Genomic DNA, 20,857 nt, shown 5'->3' with positions numbered 1-20,857 from the left:
CATCCAGCTTTTTATTGCGCAAGACCCGCCAGCGATGCGCGACACTGAAGTTTTCGCTTAAACTTGAGGTGATTCCAGGTAGAATGATGACGTGTAGATTAGCCCCATTGAATCTTTTCGGGGAGGGCTACCTGTGGCTCAGCGGCTTGTCGCAGTCGTCCTGCTGGTGACGACCGTTGGATACTGCGCCAGGTTGCAGGCGGCCAAAGCCAGCCACAGTTGGCAGGTATGATCAGCCAGGACGAGGGTTGAGCGTCTTGCTGCTGAGGGCCGATGATTGGAAAATGTCGATCGGTTGCTATGGAGTACCATTGACACCCCAGATGGATCGCTGGCATTGTACGACCATGAACCCGATCCGCACGAGCGAAAAAGTCTGGCTGGCTGGCCAGACCTAGCTCCGCTGTTGTCGGAGCTTTCGCGAATATTGGACGAAGGTCCGGAAGCCAGCAAACCGTTCGAGCGCAAGCGTCCCTAGTTCCTTTTTCAAGAGCCGATGGCTTGAGGTTTCCCGCTTAATAGAGAATAAAATCGTGACTCGCTGTTTTATGAGATGGTTGCACAGGAATATGCTCTGCTTGCTTGCTCTTGTATTGTCATGTTGTACCGGGCTAATGACTCCAGCGCGGGGCGATGACGCTCCGCCACGGCCACCGAACTTCGTTGTCATCATGGCCGATGATTTGAGTGCCAGCGAACTGGGCTGTTATGGCCATCCTACTCAGCGAACTCCCAATCTAGACCGACTTGCCGAGCACGGGGTTAAGTTCGAAACGGCCTTTGCCTGTCCAGTTTGCCATCCTACTCGTTTTATGATCATGACCGGACAGTACGGGGCTAGAAACGGAGTCTACAACTTTGCGGGAAGTCGCGGTGGACCTCCCGAGAAACATGCAGGTGTGGACGATATCGCTAAACATTTAACCTTTTCCAAACTCCTCAAAGATGCAGGCTACACTACGGCCATGGTCGGCAAGTGGCAGTTGTCTGGGCGACCGCCTGGATTGATTCGGGAGTGTGGATTCGACGAATATTGTTGCTGGGCATTTGGAGAATACTACAGCGACGATCAACGGCGATTGGCTCGACAAGCAGGCGTCCAGTTTCGGTCTCGGTATTGGCATCCCAGCATTATTCGAAACGGGAAATGGGTACCCACCACAGTCGATGACTACGGCCCCGACATATTTGCTAAGTTTGTGGTTGAATTCATCCAACGCAATCGACAGCATCCTTTCTTGATCTATTATCCAATGGCTCTCACACACAGTCCCTGGGTCGCCACACCAGACAGCCTTCGAACGGAGAACGAGAAATTCGACAAGGATAAACGGCATTTTTCCGCCAACGTCGAATACGCAGACAAAATAGTTGGGCGCATCGTAGACGCATTACGTACACATGCATTGCAGGAAAATACGATGGTCATCTTCACAGGAGACAATGGCTCGGGCCGAGGCGGCAAATCCGAGCCCACCGAACGTGGAGCGCGCGTGCCCTTAATTATTGATGGTCCAGGTATTGTAAAAACGCGAGGTTCGACGATGGAGTTGTCTGATCTTTCGGACATCTTGCCGACGCTGGCCGACTTTGCCGGAATAGACTTGCCGCCTCAGCATCCTATCGACGGAGTCTCACTGGCTCCGTTTCTGACTGGACAAACCGAAACGACACGGCCTTGGATATTCTCATATCAAGCCGACCGCAGAATTCTACGCACCCAGCGCTGGTTGCTTGAAGACAATTCACCGCTGCGTCCAGGTCGTCTGTATGACTGTGGCAACTACCGCGACGGTCAAGGATATCTAGAGGTAACCGACTCAACCGATCCCCAGGTAACTGTCGCTAGGCAATTCTTTGATCAATTGTTGGCCAATCTGCCCGCGCCTGTCTTGCTCGCGGATGGCCCACCCAACGAACGAAAAAGCGGCCAGGATGACGACTAGCAAGCAACCTATACCTTCCGACCAAGGGCACTGTAGTTCCAATGAAATCTACGGGCGGCTGATGGCGGGATGGCTATGGTTTTTGAGTGTTGGCGTAATTACGGCCGGTACATCTGCGGCCACTGAATTCAAACCGCCGCCGAATGTCGTTTTGGTGATGATCGACGATATGGGCTATGGCGATATTGGCTGCCATGGCAGCCCGTTTATCGCGACGCCCAGCCTGGATCGATTGCATTCCAGCTCGATACGACTGACCAACTTTCACGCCGCCCCCATGTGTTCTCCGACGCGCGGTCAGCTATTAACAGGCTTAGATGCGATGCGCAACGGCAGTAGCATCGTGGCCAGTTCGCGGATGTTGGTGCGTCGAGATATTCCCTTGCTGCCCCAGTATCTGCAGGCCGCAGGTTACGCCACAGGCATATTTGGCAAATGGCATTTAGGAGAAAACTATCCTCACCGTCCACAGGATCGTGGCTTTCAGCGGGTGCTTACTTTCGGATTGCAGGAAATCGGTTCCATAGCGGACTACTGGTGCAATGACTACTTTGATCCTACCTTGCGCACGCACACCGACCAGCTTCAACAGTTCTCTGGCTACTGCAGCGACATATTTTTCGAGCAAGCTATGTCATGGATGCGTGAGCAGTTGTCGGCGGAGCGTCCATTTTTTTGCTATATTCCGCTGAACGTAGTGCATGGCCCTCAATGGGCTCCCCGCCACATGCGCGAGTCAATTCGGCCTCAGTTCCCTCAGTTGACCGAAGGTCAAATCGGATACTTGGCGATGCTGGCCAACGTTGATCTGAACATGGGCCGTTTGGAAAAGTTTCTTCAGTCGACCGGCAGCATGGAAGACACCCTGGTCATCTTCTTGAGCGACAATGGTGGCTACGCACTGATTGATCACTACAACGCTGGGATGCGCGGCGGTAAATCGCGTATGACCGAAGGTGGGCATCGCGTTCCATGTTTCGTTCGCTGGCCAGCAGGCGGGTTAGGTGGCGACGGTCAAGGCCGAGATTTCCAAGGATTGACCCAGGTGCAAGACCTCTTGCCAACCATACTGGAACTTTGTGCTGCCCAGCCGCTTGAGGAATGTCACTTCGACGGTATCAGTTTGGTGCAGTCGCTGAGGTTCCAAGGCGATGCGCCTGAGCGGACGCTAATCGTGCAATATGGACTCCCAGAGCCGTTTCGTATGACCTGTGTCCTACAGGGTTCTTGGCGATTGCTCTCCGACATTCGCGGCTTGGCAGAAGGTGGGCCGGAATTGTACGACCTGGACCGAGATCCACGGCAACAGAACAACCTGATCGATGACTATCCGGAAAAAGCTGCTGAGCTGCGAGCCGCCTATGACCGGTGGTGGTCCGAGGTCGAGCCGCTGACACGCATGCGATCCCGAGTCGTTGTCGGCAATCCGGCTCAAGAGTTGGTAATGCTGAGCAGTGCCGAGTGGCGAGATGGAGCCCTTAGCAGCCTGGAGCGGGTGAGGAAAGGTGACGTCAAGCGGAAAGGAATCTGGGATATCGAATTCGATCGAAATGCAACCTACGAGTTCCAGTTGCGACGCTGGCCCCTGGAGTCTGGACTGGCGCTAGGCGCGGCCGCGCCTACGTGGACTCCCAGCGATGCGCAGACGCCTGATCATGCTGGATATGAATCTGGAGCGGCCCTGCCCATCGCATCGGCCACTTTGCGACTGGGCGACCAAGCCCACCGCATTCCGGTAGAACTGGATCAATGCGCAGCGCTCGTTCAACTGGACTGTCAAGCTGGACCGTCGCAACTGCAGGCCTACTTCGAGGATGCCAAAGGACAATTGCTTTCCCCCGTCTTCTACCTCAGCATCCGTCGCATCGAATAATCGTCATCAACTTCGAGTGTCGCAAGTAGGCTGATTACCTTCTATTTAGTCGTCATTGCCAATCGGGTGGTTGTCTGTTGACAATCTTCAGTAAAACGTGATGTCTACACTGGAGGGTTTTATTTTAGGAAAGTATACGAAAGACTCTGCCACACTACTGGTGGGGCCGCGCCGGGTTGAACCAATTTGGGGCTCGATGCCCTCTGACAGCCTTCCAAGCTACTGGAGTCTATCTGATACTGAATGCATTAGCCCGGCCGGGTCGTGCCTTACTGGGTTCGACTTGTTGCTCCCCTGCCCTTCTGTCAACAGTTACGAATTTGGACAGTATGTATTGCTTTGGTTCCCATGTTAGTTGTGCCGGTGGTTTGTTGGCGGGCGTGGATCGGGCTCAGCAGTTGGGCTGCCAGTGCTTACAAGTGTTCGTCAGCTCGCCACGCAGTTGGCCTTCTCCCCAAGGGTTGATTCCGCTGCGTTCGGTCAAGAGCCGTTCCGCTAAAGTTGCCACACTGGAATCGGCGACGAGCGCTGGTCGTGTGGGTGGTGCGGCGAGCGAAGATCCTGCAGAGTTTAGAAGCTATCTGGCGACTACCGAACTGGTTGCGCCTATCGCCCATGCCTGCTACTTGATCAATCTGGCGTCGAGCGACTCGGCACTCTGGGAAAAGTCGGTAGCGGCGTTGGTGATTGAATGGAGTCGCGCTGAACAGCTCGGCCTGGATGGTATCGTGCTGCATCCAGGTTCGCATACGACGGCTACGCCCGAGCAGGGAATGCACAATATCGTGCGCGGAGTTAGCGAGGCGCTCCGGCGGGTTGCTCCCAAACGCTGTAGCCTGCTATTGGAAAACACGGCTGGCCAAGGAAGTTGTCTGGGTTGGAAAATCGAGCAATTGGGTTGGCTGTTGGAAACGCTCGATTGTGAACTGCTGGGCGTGTGCTGGGATACCTGCCATGCGCTGGCTGCCGGTTACGATTTTCGCTCGCCGGCCGGTCTACAAGCGATGATCGATGAACTGCGTCAGTATCGTGTGCTGGAGCGCATTGGCGCGGTGCATGCTAACGACAGCCTGAAGGATTGCGGTAGTCGCGTCGATCGCCATGAGCATATTGGCCTGGGCCGCATCGGTCAGGAGGGATGGCAGTTGTTTCTGCACGCCCCCGAGTTTCGGATGCTTCCCATGTACCTGGAAACGGAAAAAGGGGTGGACGACAACGGTGTCGATTGGGATGAGCGCAATCTAGCTGCTCTACGCTCTCTAGCCGCTTCCAGGTAGCGACGGGCTGCCAACTACTGAAAAAAGACTTCGACCAGTTCGCCGCAACGCGGACAGTGAGCGCGCCATAAATCGGATTTTCCAACCAGCACGTGCTGTGGCGGTGTCAGCAGCGCATAGGCGCGGCAACAGCCGAAAAAGATACGCACGGGTTGCCGAGCTACTGGCTTGGCACTCTGTCCTGTGGATGACGAGCGGCGACCGAGAAGGGGGGGATCAGAGCTGATGTCCAACTCAGCAGTGTTGGGGCGTTGAGGTGGTTCAGTTGGCACGTCAGGCAAGCTCCATTAATGGTCCGTCTCTGGGGCCACGATTTCCAATAGCTGTACAGCCGGCGTCGTTCCCACAGCGATCTGCGCGGTGCGACCAAAGGTGACGCTCCCCGCCGGGACTGCAAAATAAGCGGCCAGTTCGTCGCCGCACTCGACTCGCCATAAGTCGCTCAAATGAACCTGTCGCAGCACATCGTGCTGGATCAGAATGCGGCCCAGCGGAATCTGCTTGCTGGTAATCGCGGCTTGCACCTGCTCAGACAGCGAATCCAGGGCCAGGCTGACAATGCCGAACTGAACGACTCGCTGATCGGATCGACGTCGCAGCAGTATCTGGCGCTGGTAGGTGGAGCCAAGTTGGCGATCGGCCAGAACCTGAACGTCAACCGGCTGTCCGTGATGTTGCTCGACCGTAAGGGTCATGTGCCCGGTGTGCGCCAACAGGCGACGATACACGGTGGGGCACTGGTCCGCCGTGATACTTTGAAATTGTCCCAATAGAGCTGGGTCAACGTAGAACAGCGCGATCAGATCGTCAAGTTGCTGTGAATGGGATAGCGTGCGCCCCACCGGTTTACTCCCTCAAACCGTTCAGCCTACCGCATCGCCCCACACCGCACAAGCTATCCATCGGCTCGCGGGTCACAGCTCTTGAATATCTCGCTGCAATCGGCGAATTTGCATGCGTACCGGCTCCAAGTCAGGGTAGACATCCAGCGCCTGGCGGAACCAATGCAACGATTTGACCAAGTCGCGGCGTTCCAGGTAGCAGTGGCCCAAGCCTACCATCGCCGCGTAGTGATAAGTATTCAGTTTTAGCACTTGCAAGCAATCCGCAACTGCGCTATCCAGGCTGTCAAGCTGAAACAGCGCCAGCGAGCGCTGATGAAAAAATTCTGCCGTACCGCCGGTGGAGTCGATCACGCCGGACGCCAGTTCAATCGCATTAGCGTAATGGCCGCATTCGTTGTAGCGAATCACTCGCTCCAAAATCTGCCGTTGCTCGGCAGAGCCTTCGCGCGCAGCGATGGCTCGCAACGAGTCATCCGCTACCAAGCGCAAGCGACGATCATTGCTGCGCAGAAGCGGGCCTAAGAACGATACGTCGCTGTTGTCGCCTAACAAGCCAATGGCCAACGCGGCTGCACGACGCTCTTGAACGCCACCGTCGGTCAACAGCCGCTGCAGCGTAGATGGTAGAAACCGTCGCGCAATGGCAACAATCAAGCGCGGCGTGTCCCCATCGCTAAGGTAGCGATGATAGTACTTCACAAGGATCGAAGTTCGTGTGGCTGGCTCGGGCACTGATGGGTTGCTTTGGCTAGTACACTTTGGGGGAAACTCAGCCACATCCATGCCCGTTTGGCTGATCGGGACAAACATCTTTGACTCCAGTATAATTGGATCGTCCACCACGGCAAATCAATCTCTGCGTCGGCTGCCGCCCTGGAGAGTCTGACGGAGTGGACCGTGAAACGCCGTAAGCCCATCATGCCGGTAGATTGTCAGCATAAGCGTGATGTAGGCCTGCGGCCTGATAAAACTTGCGATTGGTTCGATTTTAACTCTCAGGACTAATATGCCGAATCCTCCCGCACGACTTGGCCTCTTGACTGGAAGCGCAGTCTTAGGCTGGGGAGCGGGTTGGATGCTGGTTGCCGGATTGTGGATAACGCCCTGGGCCAATGCTCAAGAGAACCGTAACGCCTTTAATTTGCTGTTGCGTTCTACCAGTCGGCAAGCGCTGGTGCAGATGCAGAGAGAATGCAACTTGTGGATGGATCAACCGCTGCGAATCGCCGTCGCCAGCATTTCGCAGCAATACGGTATTTGCATTTGGATCGACCGCCGAATCGACCCTGGACAGTTGGTCAGTTTAAGCAGCGCAGATCAATCGGCTACCCTGGGACAGCAGCTCGATCGACTAGCGCAATCAACGGGAGCTGCCGGAGGTTTGATCGAGAATGTCTACTTGATTGCACCAGCGGATTGTCTGGCGCGCATGCAACGAGCCGCCGTTGTACTGCATGGCCAGTTGGCCAGCAAAGGCCAGACCACATCTAACCGGTCACAACCACTGGAATGGCCCGCCCTGACTAGTTCCAATGAATTGCTGCGAATCATCCTAAACAACTGGAACGTGGAGTCAGCGGTGGAACTACCCCACGATTTGTTTCACGCCGGTCAACTGCCCGCTTGTTCGCTGGCAACTCAAATCAGCCTGCTGCTGGGCGGCTTTGATCTGCAAGCGATGCTGGATCGTGAATTTGGCGACGATCGGCAGAGCGACAATCGCGCGTACAGGAGCGGAGTTGCACTGCGACTTAAAACACAAGCTCTAGATACCGTCACGCAGTGGCAGGATTGGTATCAAGTTACGCTCAGCCAGCCGAAGGTCGAGCACTTGCACGGTCAATTCCCAGGCGAAGTATTGCAGCGTTCACCGGATGGACGCTGGCGGGTACAGGGGCAAACTAATCTACACTGGCAAGTACTGGCCTCCGGTCTGCCACCACCGGAGCGGGCTGGCTCTAGCAAACCGCAGCGATACTCGCTGGAGATTCAGGAACCGGTGCCGGTCGAAGTGGTGTTGGGCAACTTGGCCAAGAATTTTGGATGGCAGTTGCGGTGGTCCGACGACTGCTCGGTAGCCCAGCGCAATCGCTTGGTGCAATTGAAAGTCGAAAACGTCACTAGTCAGCAGTTGTTAGAACATGTTTGTCAGCAAGCTGGGCTAGCCTGTTCGCTGAAAGATCACAGTGCGTCAATCCGTCCCGCGAAATCGGATTCCGGCGTTCTCAATTCGCCCCAATAACGACTTCACGTGCGGCACAATCCGCGCACAATAGTGTTCGATCCTTCGAATATCCTGTCACGCTCCCATTGTCCCCAAGCCCATGAATACAGCGCTGGACCAGCCCGCCAGTGGGATATTGAATATCTCGACCTACAGATTTGTGCCGTTGGACGATTTGCCGGGACGCCGACTGAGGCTCAAGTCGCTGGCCGAATCGCTGGAATTGAAAGGTACGATCCTGCTCAGCCCCGAAGGGATCAATATGTTCCTGGCGGGACCACGCGAGCGAATTGAAGCCTTCTTTGAGCAGCTAGACGGCGATCCACTGTTGGCGGGAATGCAGCCCAAAGAAAGCCTCTCCAGCGCACCGCCGTTTCGACGCATGTTAGTTCGCATTAAGAAGGAGATTATCGCCTTTGGTGTGTCGGAAGTGGATCCGATCAAAGGGACATCGTCCAAGCTGCCGCCACACGAGTTGAAACGATGGTTGGACGAGGGCCGGCCATTGTGTCTGCTGGATGTGCGCAATGACTACGAGATTGAACTGGGTACTTTCCGGGATGCGCAGCACCTGGACATTCATCACTTTCGCAGTTTCCCCCAAGCTATCAGGCGATTACCGGAAGCGGCCAAGCAACAGACGATCGTCATGTTTTGCACCGGTGGCATTCGCTGCGAGAAAGCTGGGCCGCTTATGGAGCAGGCTGGCTTTAAGAACGTCTACCAACTGGATGGTGGCATTCTGAAGTACTTTGAAGAAGTGGGCGGCGCTCACTGGGATGGCTCGTGCTTTGTGTTTGATGATCGCGTGGCGTTGGACCCACAGCTACAGCCAACCGGCGATCAATTGTGTTATGCCTGTCAGGCTGTTCTGCACCCTGCCGACCTTCAGTCGTCGCTTTACAGACTGGGCGAATCTTGTCCTCACTGTTATCAATCGCCCGAACAATGTGCTGCCCAGCAGCTTCAGCAACAGCAGCAACGCATCGACCAGGTGGCGCGGCAGCAGCCGGGAACACAGCCCTACGACAACTATCGCAGCGTGTACGTGCCTGGAAAACTGGCGGGGCTGACATTGATTGATTTCCTGGTGCAGTATCAACCTGGCATCGCTGCGGAGCAATGGATGCACTGGATCGCCGCCGGTCAGTTGACTTGTGGCGGCCAGCCTGTTACCAGCGATTTGGTTGTGCGGGAGGGGCAGCACTTCGTGCATCATCAGCCGGAAACCGTCGAGCCGGAGATTAATCCGAACATTGTACTGTTGCACGAGGATGACAGCCTGGTAGTCGTCGACAAGCCAGCTCCACTACCGGTACACCCCTGCGGCCGTTTTAATCGCAATACGCTCAGTTGGATACTGGAGCAGGCCTATCCACAGCTTAAACTGCGAGTCGCGCATCGACTGGATGCCAACACTTCGGGCGTGATCGTGTTGTGTCGCAAGATTCAAGCTTCCCGACGTGTGCAACCGCAGTTCGCGGCCGGACAAGTGCGCAAAGAGTACCTGGCTCGCGTGCTGGGACATCCCGCGTGGAACGCCATCTCACACTCAGCGGAAATCAGCGAACAACCCACGCCGCAGGGCCAGCGCTGCATCGCGGTACCGGGAACGGGGCAGCTATGTGCGACGCGGTTTGAAGTGTTAAGTCGCCTGAGCGACGGCACAAGTCTGATCGCAGCTTTCCCCGAAACTGGACGGACGCATCAGATTCGTGTTCACCTGTGGGATTTGCACTACCCGATCGTCGGCGATCCCCTGTACTTGCCGGATCGAGCCCACGGTAGCAATTGCACGCTTCAACTGAACGATCCGCCCATGTGTTTGCATTCAAAGTCGATTACACTGATACATCCCGATTCGGGACTGCCCGCGACATACGTAGCTCCGCTTCCCAAGTGGGCCGAAAGTTAAAGGCCGATTGAACTTCGATGAGTACTGTTGGGCCAACGACATAGTCCTAGCCACCCTCTGGCGACGAAGGCTACTTCGCGTGATTAGTATGGTGGGCCGGTTGGGTCAAGCGAGGCGGTGAGTCGTGTTAGAGGTTTTTTGCCTGGTGGTTCGCTTGGATCATGCCGGACCTAAAATGTGCACTGGTCCCGCCCCGCGCCGGCCTACCACTGGCATCTGACGAATTAACTAATTAACTGAATCATTAACAACGCAGACTTCCTTTCCAATTAAGCAATACTTCGATGACAGCAGTCGATTCCGCATCTTCCATCGACCATGAACGATTACAACGAGCCGTTCGCGAAATCTTGCTGGCAGTAGGCGAGAACCCAGATCGCGAGGGCCTGCATGAAACACCAGCTCGAGTGGCTCGTATGTACGCCGAAATGTTTTCCGGATTGCGCGAAGACGCCAGCGTACATCTGCAGAAGGTGTTTACTGAAAAATACGACGAAGTTGTATTGGTTCGTGACATTACGTTTTGCAGCATGTGCGAGCATCACCTGCTGCCATTCACTGGTCGCGCTCACATTGGATATTTGCCGGACGGCAAGGTGGTCGGGCTGAGCAAGCTTGCCCGCGTCGTCGAATCGGTGGCGCGAAGACCTCAGGTTCAAGAGCGCATGACGGAAACGGTGGCCGATCTGGTCGAACAGCATCTGGGCGCCAAAGGGGTGGCGGTGGTCGTACAAGCCACCCACAGTTGCATGACCATTCGCGGTGTGCGCAAGCCGGGTAGCCTGTGTATTACCAGCGCCATGCGCGGTATTTTCCGCGACAATCCAGCCAGCCGCTCAGAAATCTTGAGTCTAATCGCCAACCACAAAGAATGAGTGTCTCGTGGCGTAGGACCAGCGGGGCGGTGAACTGCGAAAAATCTTCGTCTCTCGTTGATCGTTCACAATGCGTTGGACCTCAATTGCAAACGGGTTCCGCTCCGCGCCGGCCCACCCTGCCCATTGCGGGTTCGCGTTAGAATAGCTCACTGATCTCGCGAAATCCGGTATCGACGATTGGGAACGGCCGGCCGCCGGGGCCGGGCAGATGATCGGACAGGTCTAGTCCGAGACTCTTGAAGATAGTCGCTACAACCTCTGGTGGTTCGACGGGGCGATCAGCAGGCACCGCTCCGATTGGATCGCTGGCCCCAACCACTTGCCCACCGCGCACGCCACCTCCGGCGAAGTAGACTGTAAAGCACTGCGGCCAGTGATCTCGCCCGCCCGCCGGATTGACCTTCGGAGTGCGACCAAATTCCGCCAAATTGGCTACCAGCGTATCCTCCAGCAGTCCACGTTCGGACAGATCGCTGATCAGCGCAGCATAGCCTTGATCGTACATGGGAGCCACGATGTTCTTCATGCCGGCGATTGAGGTGAAAGGTTTGCTGCCGTGGATGTCCCAAGTGATTTCGTCGAACACGGTCAGGAAGGTATTAATCGTCACGAATCGCACGCCGGCTTCCACTAGGCGTCGGGCGAGCAGACAGCACTGGCCGAAGCGATTCATGCCATACCGCTCACGCATGTGCGATGATTCTTTGGACAGATCAAATGCATCGCGCGCCTGAGGGCTAGACATCAGCCGATAGGCGGTCTCGAAATGTTCGTTCATCAGCCGAGCGCTCTCACTGGCCTCGAACTGTGTCATGGACTCTTCGACAGCCTGTCGCAATCGCCGGCGGCGATCGACACGCGCGGCTGGCAGTGAACTGGGCGGCAAGAGATCTGGGACCTTGAAGTTCTCCTGCGATGGATCAGCCATCAGCGAAAACGGATCGTAGGCTTTGCCCAAAAACCCTCCGGCTTGACCATTAGGCAAGTTGCCACCTCCCCGCCCCATCGTTTCCGGCAGAACGATATGCGGAGGCAGGTCGGAACGAGAGCCGCGCAAATACCAGGCTGCAGAACCCATGTGAGGTGTATCGACGCCGCCGGTAAACAATCGGCCGGTTTGCATAATCTGCCAGCCGGCATCGTGTACCGCCGCACCGCGATGGAAACAGGAACGCACCAAGGCGATCTTGTCAGCGATCTTGGCGTGCTGCGGTAGAATCTCAGAGAGCTGAATACCAGAGACGGCAGTAGCGATCGGCTGGAAGGGGCCGCGTACCTCCGCCGGCGCATCCGGCTTCATGTCAAACGTGTCTAGTTGACTCGGCGCGCCCAAATTGAAGATCAGAATACAGGAGCGGCGATCACCCTCAGGCGCGACTCGTCCTTCTTCCCGAGCTTGCAACCATTGAGGCAATCCCAATCCAACAGCACCCAGAGTGCCGACTTGCAGGAAATCTCTGCGAGTAGCCCCAGTGCATGTATGTGCCGTTCCTCGGCCAATAAAATCCAACATCGCTTGTCGCCTCGACGTTTTTGTTACCGACAGAAACAATGGACAAAAGCGTGGTCCGCACAGCTATCCAGCATACACCATCTGGCCGCCACCGGGGACAGCCGCATGCAAAAAGCCAGATGCTAAGCGAGCGGCCAACAAGTAAACTCCAGAAGCCACCCTCGCCAGACGGCGAATGATTTGCATTTTCTCCGTCTGGCGACGCTGGCTACAATCGGGCCGCGTGCCTGAAGGTTCAATCCCACTTCCATCGAGCCGGCTGCGGATGGTTGGTCGAATCTGGGGCCAGTAATCGTTCCAGCAAATCCTCGGCAGTGGCCCCATCGGGCGTTGGTAAGTGATTGAGCCACGCCGTTTGACCAATGTCCAGAGTCCCAAAATCGTTCTCCACGCCCAAGACGTTGGCGGCCTGGCATGTCACTGCCGCCAGAACGTCTGCAGCCGACAATTGCCGATGGCAGCGCCGCGCTTCCAGGCACTCAGACCACAAATTTAGATCAGGGTTGCTGGCTCGCGAGTCCGTACCGAGCAACAGCGGGATGTCTCGGCACAAAATTGACGTCAACGGATAGGGGCGATGTCCGAAATGGCGATGGGTGCGTGGGCAATAGACAATGGCGATCGACGCGTCGGCGATACGATCGAGCTCAGATTCGCTCAAATAGTTACCGTGTATCAGTAGGCTGCGCGGTTGAGTAGCTAGCAGTTCAATCGCTTCGCCGATTCGCATCGGTGGTTGATCCACGGCAATTCCCATTTGCCGGTACAACTCCGCAAACGCGCCCTCGCGTGTCTGAATCCAATGCAGCTCGTCCACACTTTCTGCAACGTGCATTGCTGTGAGCATCGGTACAGGAAGCTCCACTAAATGCTGTTGGACTTGGCCATTGCGAATCGAATATGGAGCATGAGGCGACACGCCACATCCCAGCACACAGAGGTGTTGGCTCATTTCAGCAACGTCTCGCAGAATCAAATTGGCACACTGGGCCGAAGCCGCCAATCGCGCCGAGTCTAACCCCAGCAGTTCTGGCATGGCGATGACTTTAGGCATACAGTCAGGATTCCAGGCAGTATCTCCGATCTCTCCCTTGATGTTCGCAGTGTCAAAAATGTTCGCTTGCCACGGCGGTGTGACGATATCTACCAGCAGCGCTGTGCCTGTGTTGCCACATTCGGCCCAGCCACTGCGAATCGCGCGGCGGCGAATTTGCTGCTGCCACGGGGGGCTCATGTGCGCTGATTGATGGCGACGATATTCAATCACCTGTCCGATCCACTCTGGAAAACTCCTTCCGGCAGGAAATGGTTCAGCCAGATCACTGAATTCCAGATGCGTATGGGCATTGATTAGGCCCGGTAAGATAACCCTCCGCGGCCAATGAATGTCTGCGGCCAGCTGTGGCGTCTCATGGATTTCAGCGATTCGACCCTGACGGATCACCAATTGCGCATTGGTCAAAATGCGCCAAGGATCGATGACAAGAAAATCAGCCTGGATACGTAGGGTAGAATCCGACATCAGTAGATTTGCGATTCAAAGTCAACAATATGGCCAAACAAGGCGGCGAGCCTGCAACTGGACAGATGGTGGAATCGGCTGACGATGAGCCATTGTCGTCATTACTGGTCCGCTCAGAGCTCACAGAAGCCAGCAGTATAATATCTGTCTGACGATCAGCCTTCGAGGGCAGCAGCCGTCGCCCGTGAAGGTTATATTGGTCGTGCAGAATCGCCCAGGCGAATTTTTTAAAGAATCCATCAATCACCAAGAGCGGACACAACCGATCATGCACAGATTTTCCAGATTCATTCAGGCACTGGGCGTAGCTCTGGCTGTCCCACTGTCTTGCGCCGCAACTTCGGTCCTGGTTGCCCAGGCGCAGTCCACCGGGCGGATGACGGGTGAAAAGCTGTTCGACTTAGGACGCATTGGCGACGCTGCGGTCTCGCCCGATGGCAGCCAAGTTGCATATTTAGTGACCTACTATAATCTGGCAGATGATTCTTCAACCGTGACCTTATATCTCCAGAGCTTGGTCACGCAGCCCAGTGGTGTCACCTCAAAAGGATTGGGAACCTCGTTAGCATCCAGCCGGCCGCAAGTATTGCTCGAGGGCGTAAAAGGCTTGGGCTCCTTGAGTTGGATCGCGCGACCCGAAGGGGCTCGACTACTCTATATTGCTCCAGGTGCAGACGAGAATTCCAAGCCGCAAGCATGGATGCTGGACCCGGCTGCGCCTGACACCGCCCGGCAGATTACGCATGTTCAGCAGGGGATCGCGAATTTGAAGGCCTCGCCCAAGGGAGATCACATTGCTTTCTCGGTGAACATCAAGCTTGATGCTACCGTCAACGAACTTTATCCAGATCTGCCCAAAGCCGATGCCCGGATTATCGACTCGTTGATGTATCGCCACTGGAACGCGTGGCACGACTACACCTATTCGCATGTGCATGTGGCCCGTCTGTCAGAGGACGGTACGGCTGGCGAGGCTATAGACCTAATGCCCAATATGCGAAATCATTGTCCTCTGCCGCCGCACGGCGGTGCAGATCAGTTTGCCTTTTCGCCCGACGGCCAGCAACTGGCATTGACGCTGAAGTTGGTTGACAACCCGGCGGAGAGTACCGACAGCGGCATCTATCTGGTGCCTGCCGGCGGCGGTGAATTGCGATTGGTCACGCCCGACATGCCCGGCTATGACATGCAGCCCAGGTATTCGGCAGACGGACGCTATCTGATTTTTCACTCGATGCAGCGCGGTGGCTTTGAAGCCGACCGCAATCGCATTTTTTTGATCGAGTTATCCAGTGGCCAGCAGCGCGAGCTGACCCAGGGTCTGGATCAAGATGCTCACGAAACCGTTTGGGCTGACGATGCAAGCTGGGTGTATTTTTCAAGCGAGCAGCAAGGCACCAAACAGATTTATCGTTTGGGGGCTGATGGTCAGGGCCTAAAACAGCTTTCGCAAGGTTGGTTTGATTTTTCGGTCGTGGCCACAGTACCTGACAGTCCTTGGCTGCTGCTGAAACAACAAAACATGTTGCGGCCAGTCGAGTTGGCACTGCTGAACACCCAGGACGGACAACTGTGGACGATCACTGACGTTAACGGAGAAGTGTTTGCTGGCTTGGAATTACCTACGGTACAACAGCAGCACTTTCGAGCGACCGATGGACAGTCGATTCAGTGCTGGGTGGTGGTGCCACCAGACTTTGATCCAACTACGGCTGGTCGTTGGCCGATGCTGACCTATTGTCAGGGTGGACCGCAGAGCCAGATCGGGCAATGGTTTTCATATCGCTGGAATTTTCATTTGATGGCCGCAAAAGGCTACGTTGTGTTGGCCGTCAATCGCCGTGGACTACCTGGTTTTGGCAGGCGCTGGAACGATCAAATCAGTGGCGATTGGGGTGGGCAAGCTATGCAGGATATCTTGTCGGCTACTGACGGCATGATCGCTCAGCCCTCTATCGACGCACAGCGCGTGGCGGCCATTGGCGCGAGCTTTGGCGGCTATACGGCATATTGGCTGATGGGTAATTCCGGCGACCGATTTTGCGCGATGGTTTCGCATTGCGGAGTCTTCAATCTGGAGTCGATGTATGGAGCGACTGAAGAATTGTTTTTTGTGAATTGGGATATGGGCGGTCCCTACTGGCTTAGTCCAACCGTACAGGACCGCTACAGTCGATTTTCGCCTCATCGGTACGTTGGAAACTGGAAGACACCGCTACTGGTTATCCATGGGGAAAAGGACTTTCGGGTTCCCGTCACGCAGGGTATTGAAGCCTTCACCGCCGCACAGGTGCAGGGCGTGCCCAGTCGCTTTTTGTATTTTCCAGAAGAAGGACACTGGGTCATCAAGCCTCAGAATAGCGTGTTATGGGGACGAGTATTTTTCGATTGGCTGGCAACCTATTGCAAACCCGGTCCTGTTGATTAGCCTCAATAGCGTGCCATTCCATCCATGCCACTCAAGTGAGTCGAAGTCGATGAGCCGCGAGCAACTGAGCAAATCTAAACGCATTCAAGAGTACCTGCGCGGACATCCGGACGACCGCAATCGCGATGTGGTTAACGCATTATCTGAGTTTGGTGTGACCGCTGCCGATGTCTCCAACGCCAAGGCTCAACTCAAACGCAAAACCATTCGCCGCCGGTCGCGAACCGCAGTCGTAGCCGCTACATTGCCTGACGGGGCCGTTGTGCCGGCCGAAGAAACTCGCATTTCGCTGTCCGAAATCGAAGCCACCATCGACTATGTACAAGCCGTGGGCGGCTTGATCCGCGCCCAGCAACTACTCTCGATCGTCCAACAGATTCAGCAAATCTGAGCGCCGGACGCTTGAAAGTCAAAGGGAGCGTCGAATCTGCCGTTGAATGGGGCGCGAATCTGCCGAACGACAGCAGGTCAGAATTCGGCTTGGCGGATTGGGCCTTTGAAGCGTTCAACGTGTTGAGGCTGGTCCTTGTCGATCAGGCAGGTTCAAGCTAGGATTTCAACCTGAGTGCTTCCAGCAAGTGCTGTCGCATTACTCCAACCTTGGAACGCCTCCCATGTCATCTAAGTCCCTGCTGTTGCTAACGGCGACCGTCGCGATTTTGTTTCTCAGCGCACCACATGCGCTGGCTCACGAAGGACACGGTTCGGCTGCTAACGGTGATGGCAATTCACTGCGGCACTATTTGAGCGAGCCGATTCATGTGGCTCAAATCATCGCTGTCGTGGTGACGCTCGTCGTGTTGACATGGGCCGCCGCACACGTGTACTACAGCCGCAAACGCAATCAAAGCGCCGGCGATCAGCGCTGGGGTACTTAGGTTGAATTAGACGCTGATACTCAGCCGCACAGTTTGCCTTACCAGCGGTTTGTTTGACGGCCGACTTCGACCAACTGGCGGGCCTCGGGGCTGAGGCCATATTCCAGACCGGCTTGGTTGAGTTCTAAAAAGAGATTGAAGCGCGCATAATGCGCATCGGCATAGACTACGGTTGCAGGTGCGATGTGCAGTAGACTCGTCGGCGCGCCATTCCATTTGATGACGTATAAGTTGCCACCCAGCGACGGTTCTTGAGACATTTGATAGGCTTGTTGCAGCTCGGCAACGAAACGCGTTGGATCGCCCACGGCAGCATGAACGGTCAATCGTTTGAGCTGCTTGTAACGGTCAAAATAGTAAGTCAACGTGCCGGCTAAATCGCTTGGAGTCGTACCCGTGATCAGCGGCACGCGCAGGCCGTCTAGTTGGGCTTCGGATAGCACCGTGGAAACGCGTGGAAATCTTCCCATGACCCAGTCTGGAGTCACGTCAAATCGCAATACTTCTGCCAGGGTGGCAATGGGCAATTGCTCCATCACGTGGGGATTAGGCTGAAACGGATCAACAGTCAGACGATTGGCTGCCGACTGAAGGCCACCTGCACCCGGTAAGCCGAGAGAACCGGTTGATCCGGCAGGGCCGGTTCCATAGCCGACCGCACTGTAATCTCTGTCTTGAGCATCCGAGACGCCCATCGTCCCCGCCACCGACTGCCAAGCTTGACGACTATGCTTGCCCACCTCGGTTTCGTACCACAAATAGGGACCTCCGGCAGCGCTTGCTAATAGCAGCAGTCCAGTCAGCGGCTTGCGCAACAATGTTTCAGACATACAGAGCTCGAAGACAAATGACGTGCGGTACCTGCTTGACTGACAAAACCCAGCAATCGTTCATCAATCACTTATCGGCAGTTGCTCAATACTATCTCGCCTCGACTTTGCGTCAGCTTCCGGACCGCTACAATCACTCTGTGACTTGCCAACCGAATGGCAGGCACATTCGTTACAACTGAACAGGTCAGCTCGCCTGGCCAGCGTAGGAAAAGTCGGTTTGAATTTACAAGTCACGCTAGATGATTTGCAGTGCTGGTTGTTAGCGCATGGGCGTGCGTATCTTGCGGAGCCGGAGCTGATTACACGCAGCCGATTGAGTACTGCACAGCGAGCTGTGTTGACTCGGCAGGCGGAACTACGCTGGCGAAGTCGCCATCGGTTTCCGCATCCCGACAAATGGCTGTGGACCGACCGCAGCTTGGCGCAGGCCAGCGATTGGTGGTCTGCATTGTGCAAGGCCGATTTGTTTCCGCCAGAGGAAATGATTCTCGACGGATGTTGTGGTGCGGGCGCAGATGCGATGGCCTTGGCCAGTCGTGGACCGGTCATGGCTGTCGATAGTGATGTGTTCTTGGCGGCCCTGACGGCCAATAACGCAGGGGCGCAGGGGCGAACGGTGACCGCCATAGCCGAGAGGCTAAGTGTGGAGTCACTCCGGGGCGCACAGTGGTTGCATGTTGATCCCGATCGGCGACCGACCGGCAACAAGACGCTACGGGCTGACATGTTTTCTCCGTCACTCGTCGATTTGCTGCCTCTGATCCAACAAACCCAAGGTAGCCTAGTCAAGATCGCGCCTGCGACGCAGTTGACCGGGCAGCTTGAAGAAGTCGTGGATAATTCGAGCACGCGAGTTTGGGTGGGCAACCATCGCGAATGCCGTCAACAGTGGTTGCTCTTTGGTAAATTGCGCGAGCGCGCACGTCTGGCGGAGTGGACCAACGCGAAGCCTATTGAGGCCGGTGAAGAACGGGCATCTCACGCGCTGGCCAGCGGCGCAGCAGAGGCCAATGTAACTCAGCAGTTGAGCACCGCTTCCACGAATCATTTAGTAGAATCGCCGGATCAGCGCCGCGCGGCTGCTATTGTTGTGCCCGCATCGGCTGACCGCGAAAGTTACGTTACGGTTGTCTTTTGGGGGCGCGAAGATACAGCCCGTGTGCCGGTAACCGAACAGATTGGAGCGATGGTCTACGATTTGCATCCCAGCCTGCATGCAGCCGGACTACAGGCCGCGTGGGCAGCTCAACACGGGCTGACCGCGATCACATCTGAGCAAGGCTACTATACCGGCGACATGAGATTTTCCACTCCCTGGGCCCAAGGGTTTGAAGTTCTGGACACAATCGCTTGGGACCAGCGCAAGCTTCGCAGTTGGTTGCGTGAGCATCACATCGGCCCTGTGGAAGTCAAGTCGCGATTGCTCAAGTTAGATGCCAGTCGAGAACAGCAGAAGCTTCAACAGCCAGCCGGTCAAAGCGTAACACTGTTGGTAACTCGGCTCGGATCTCGCACTCGCGCGATCATTGGCCGGCGACTGGCAGATTAGCTGGTGGGCTTCATGGGTCACTTGCCTGCTGTGCCCTAGCGCCGTCAGCGAATTCGGCCGGCAAACTGCACCGCAAGAGTTTCTTATCCAGCACCGGTCCAATCAGCATAACCGATCCTGAAACGGCAGCCACGCTGGAAGCGGACAGTTGGGATCCATCGTCAAGAAATACTTCCGCAACACTAAAGTCATGTTCGCCTTTGCGAGTTAGCTTGAGTACTTGCGACGGAGCCAGTCGGCGGGTATCTCTCGCGTGGCGGACAAAGCTCAGCAGCTTGGGGTGACAGCCCACCCACAAGTTGCCATCTGTATCGCGTTCGATGTTGTCAACTCCTGTGCCGAGCAGCACAGTTCGCAGTTTCTCTAACTTCCCGCTAGCCTGATCGCGGCGATAGACTATCAGCTGTTTACCAATCGGCGATGCGACATACACGTAACTGGCGTCGGCAGAGGTGTTGATTCCGTTAGCATATGCGATTTGCGTTGCCACCTTCGAGTAGCCCTTGCCATCGTAGTACACGACACTGCCACGACTAAGCTGCAGATATTCTTCAAAAAACTTGCCCCAACCAGTCGCCGAACCATGATCGTTGGTGAAATAAAATCGCTGCTCGTCAATAGCCACTACATCGTTCGGGCTAATCATCCAGGTCGCGTCCTGAAAGGTGTTGACCAATCGCAGTCCAGCGTTGGGCTCGACGACGTAGTGCAGGATGCGATGTTCGGGCAGTTGATGGTCGACAACAAATAAATGGCTGTCTCCAGAGGGCGATTGATACAGCGAAATGCCGTGGGGAGCGATAGGCTCGTTCGGCTGTCGCTTCAGCAACACTGGTTGAGCATGAACATCGCTGATATCCAGCCGATAGATGCCTCCGACAGCTTGGTCGGGTTGGCGGGCGCGAGTCTGTCGATCGTCGGCGCTGATGTAGGCGATCTGCCGAGCGTGGTCGATAGTGATATCCTCACCCCCCACAACATCGGTAATTGTTCGTTTCTGGCCGGCAAAGTGCGGCTGAAGGCTTTTGAATTCTCCAGCGTCATACGCAGTCTTGACAATCCACGCTGTCAGTAACGCGACTAGTCCTATTAATCCGTATGCGATGCGTCGTACCGTGCGTTTCATAGTACCAGCCCTGAAAGTTCACGATTAAATGGCGTTGGACACAAGTAGCT

Annotated in this window: 18 protein-coding genes; 11 read left to right on the top strand and 7 right to left on the bottom strand. The window is 55.7% G+C overall.

The window, feature by feature from the left end; all coding sequences use genetic code 11:
• Positions 1-277 precede the first annotated feature (277 nt).
• From KF752_02470 to KF752_02455, 4 genes are all read left to right on the top strand, one after another.
• Complete coding sequence (locus KF752_02470; GenBank protein ID MBX3420399.1) at positions 278-478, top strand: hypothetical protein; 201 nt, start codon at positions 278-280, stop codon at positions 476-478.
• A 136-nt stretch (positions 479-614) separates the two neighbouring features.
• Positions 615-1,946: a sulfatase-like hydrolase/transferase gene (locus KF752_02465; protein MBX3420398.1), complete on the top strand. Its 1,332-nt coding sequence runs from the start codon at positions 615-617 to the stop codon at positions 1,944-1,946.
• The gene (locus KF752_02460; protein ID MBX3420397.1) at positions 1,936-3,819 is read left to right on the top strand and encodes an arylsulfatase; all 1,884 of its coding nucleotides are present in this window, start codon (positions 1,936-1,938) and stop codon (positions 3,817-3,819) included. Before KF752_02465 ends, KF752_02460 begins: the two co-directional genes overlap by 11 nt.
• A 329-nt stretch (positions 3,820-4,148) precedes the next feature.
• On the top strand, positions 4,149-5,096 hold the full coding sequence (locus KF752_02455; protein ID MBX3420396.1) for a deoxyribonuclease IV: 948 nt from the start codon (positions 4,149-4,151) through the stop codon (positions 5,094-5,096).
• Positions 5,097-5,110: 14 nt separating this feature from the next.
• On the opposite strand, the gene KF752_02450 is transcribed toward KF752_02455, so the two are convergent.
• From KF752_02450 to KF752_02440, 3 genes are all read right to left on the bottom strand, one after another.
• Positions 5,111-5,368, bottom strand: a complete 258-nt coding sequence (locus KF752_02450) for a hypothetical protein (GenBank protein MBX3420395.1) — start codon at positions 5,366-5,368, stop codon at positions 5,111-5,113.
• Between the two features lie 15 nt (positions 5,369-5,383).
• A complete protein-coding gene (locus KF752_02445; protein ID MBX3420394.1) occupies positions 5,384-5,938 on the bottom strand; it encodes a hypothetical protein in 555 nt (184 codons plus the stop codon).
• Positions 5,939-6,010: 72 nt separating this feature from the next.
• Positions 6,011-6,751 (bottom strand): hypothetical protein, encoded by a 741-nt coding sequence (locus KF752_02440; protein ID MBX3420393.1) that lies wholly within the window; start codon positions 6,749-6,751, stop codon positions 6,011-6,013.
• A gap of 196 nt (positions 6,752-6,947) precedes the next feature.
• Here KF752_02440 and KF752_02435 point away from each other — a divergent pair, with 196 nt between their 5' ends.
• From KF752_02435 to folE, 3 genes are all read left to right on the top strand, one after another.
• Entirely contained in the window at positions 6,948-8,183 is a 1,236-nt protein-coding gene (locus KF752_02435; protein ID MBX3420392.1) for a hypothetical protein, read from the top strand.
• Positions 8,184-8,265: 82 nt separating this feature from the next.
• Entirely contained in the window at positions 8,266-10,080 is a 1,815-nt protein-coding gene (locus KF752_02430) for a sulfurtransferase (GenBank protein ID MBX3420391.1), read from the top strand.
• A 284-nt stretch (positions 10,081-10,364) separates the two neighbouring features.
• Positions 10,365-10,955: a GTP cyclohydrolase I FolE gene (gene folE, locus KF752_02425; GenBank protein ID MBX3420390.1), complete on the top strand. Its 591-nt coding sequence runs from the start codon at positions 10,365-10,367 to the stop codon at positions 10,953-10,955.
• A 139-nt stretch (positions 10,956-11,094) separates the two neighbouring features.
• Here the strand turns inward: folE and KF752_02420 are convergent, their stop codons facing one another.
• Both KF752_02420 and KF752_02415 read right to left on the bottom strand, forming a co-directional pair.
• The gene (locus KF752_02420) at positions 11,095-12,471 is read right to left on the bottom strand and encodes a DUF1501 domain-containing protein (protein ID MBX3420389.1); all 1,377 of its coding nucleotides are present in this window, start codon (positions 12,469-12,471) and stop codon (positions 11,095-11,097) included.
• A 235-nt stretch (positions 12,472-12,706) separates the two neighbouring features.
• Positions 12,707-13,993, bottom strand: a complete 1,287-nt coding sequence (locus KF752_02415; GenBank protein MBX3420388.1) for an amidohydrolase family protein — start codon at positions 13,991-13,993, stop codon at positions 12,707-12,709.
• A gap of 268 nt (positions 13,994-14,261) precedes the next feature.
• On the opposite strand from KF752_02415, the gene KF752_02410 reads away from it, so the two are divergent.
• The 3 genes from KF752_02410 to KF752_02400 all read left to right on the top strand — a co-directional run bounded on the left by KF752_02410 (position 14,262) and on the right by KF752_02400 (position 17,299).
• Entirely contained in the window at positions 14,262-16,421 is a 2,160-nt protein-coding gene (locus tag KF752_02410) for a S9 family peptidase (protein MBX3420387.1), read from the top strand.
• Positions 16,422-16,470: 49 nt separating this feature from the next.
• Complete coding sequence (locus tag KF752_02405; GenBank protein ID MBX3420386.1) at positions 16,471-16,812, top strand: hypothetical protein; 342 nt, start codon at positions 16,471-16,473, stop codon at positions 16,810-16,812.
• A 223-nt stretch (positions 16,813-17,035) separates the two neighbouring features.
• On the top strand, positions 17,036-17,299 hold the full coding sequence (locus KF752_02400; protein ID MBX3420385.1) for a hypothetical protein: 264 nt from the start codon (positions 17,036-17,038) through the stop codon (positions 17,297-17,299).
• 38 nt (positions 17,300-17,337) lie between these two features.
• On the opposite strand, the gene KF752_02395 is transcribed toward KF752_02400, so the two are convergent.
• Positions 17,338-18,129: a hypothetical protein gene (locus tag KF752_02395; GenBank protein MBX3420384.1), complete on the bottom strand. Its 792-nt coding sequence runs from the start codon at positions 18,127-18,129 to the stop codon at positions 17,338-17,340.
• A gap of 220 nt (positions 18,130-18,349) precedes the next feature.
• Here KF752_02395 and KF752_02390 point away from each other — a divergent pair, with 220 nt between their 5' ends.
• A complete protein-coding gene (locus KF752_02390) occupies positions 18,350-19,681 on the top strand; it encodes a hypothetical protein (GenBank protein ID MBX3420383.1) in 1,332 nt (443 codons plus the stop codon).
• Positions 19,682-19,691: 10 nt separating this feature from the next.
• On the opposite strand, the gene KF752_02385 is transcribed toward KF752_02390, so the two are convergent.
• Positions 19,692-20,807 (bottom strand): SMP-30/gluconolactonase/LRE family protein, encoded by a 1,116-nt coding sequence (locus KF752_02385; GenBank protein MBX3420382.1) that lies wholly within the window; start codon positions 20,805-20,807, stop codon positions 19,692-19,694.
• Positions 20,808-20,857 lie beyond the last annotated feature (50 nt).

The sequence above is a fragment of the Pirellulaceae bacterium genome (assembly GCA_019636385.1).
GTDB lineage: Bacteria > Planctomycetota > Planctomycetia > Pirellulales > Pirellulaceae > Aureliella.
Note: the sequence above shows the minus strand (reverse complement) of the source record. Positions and strands in the feature narration are given on the sequence as shown.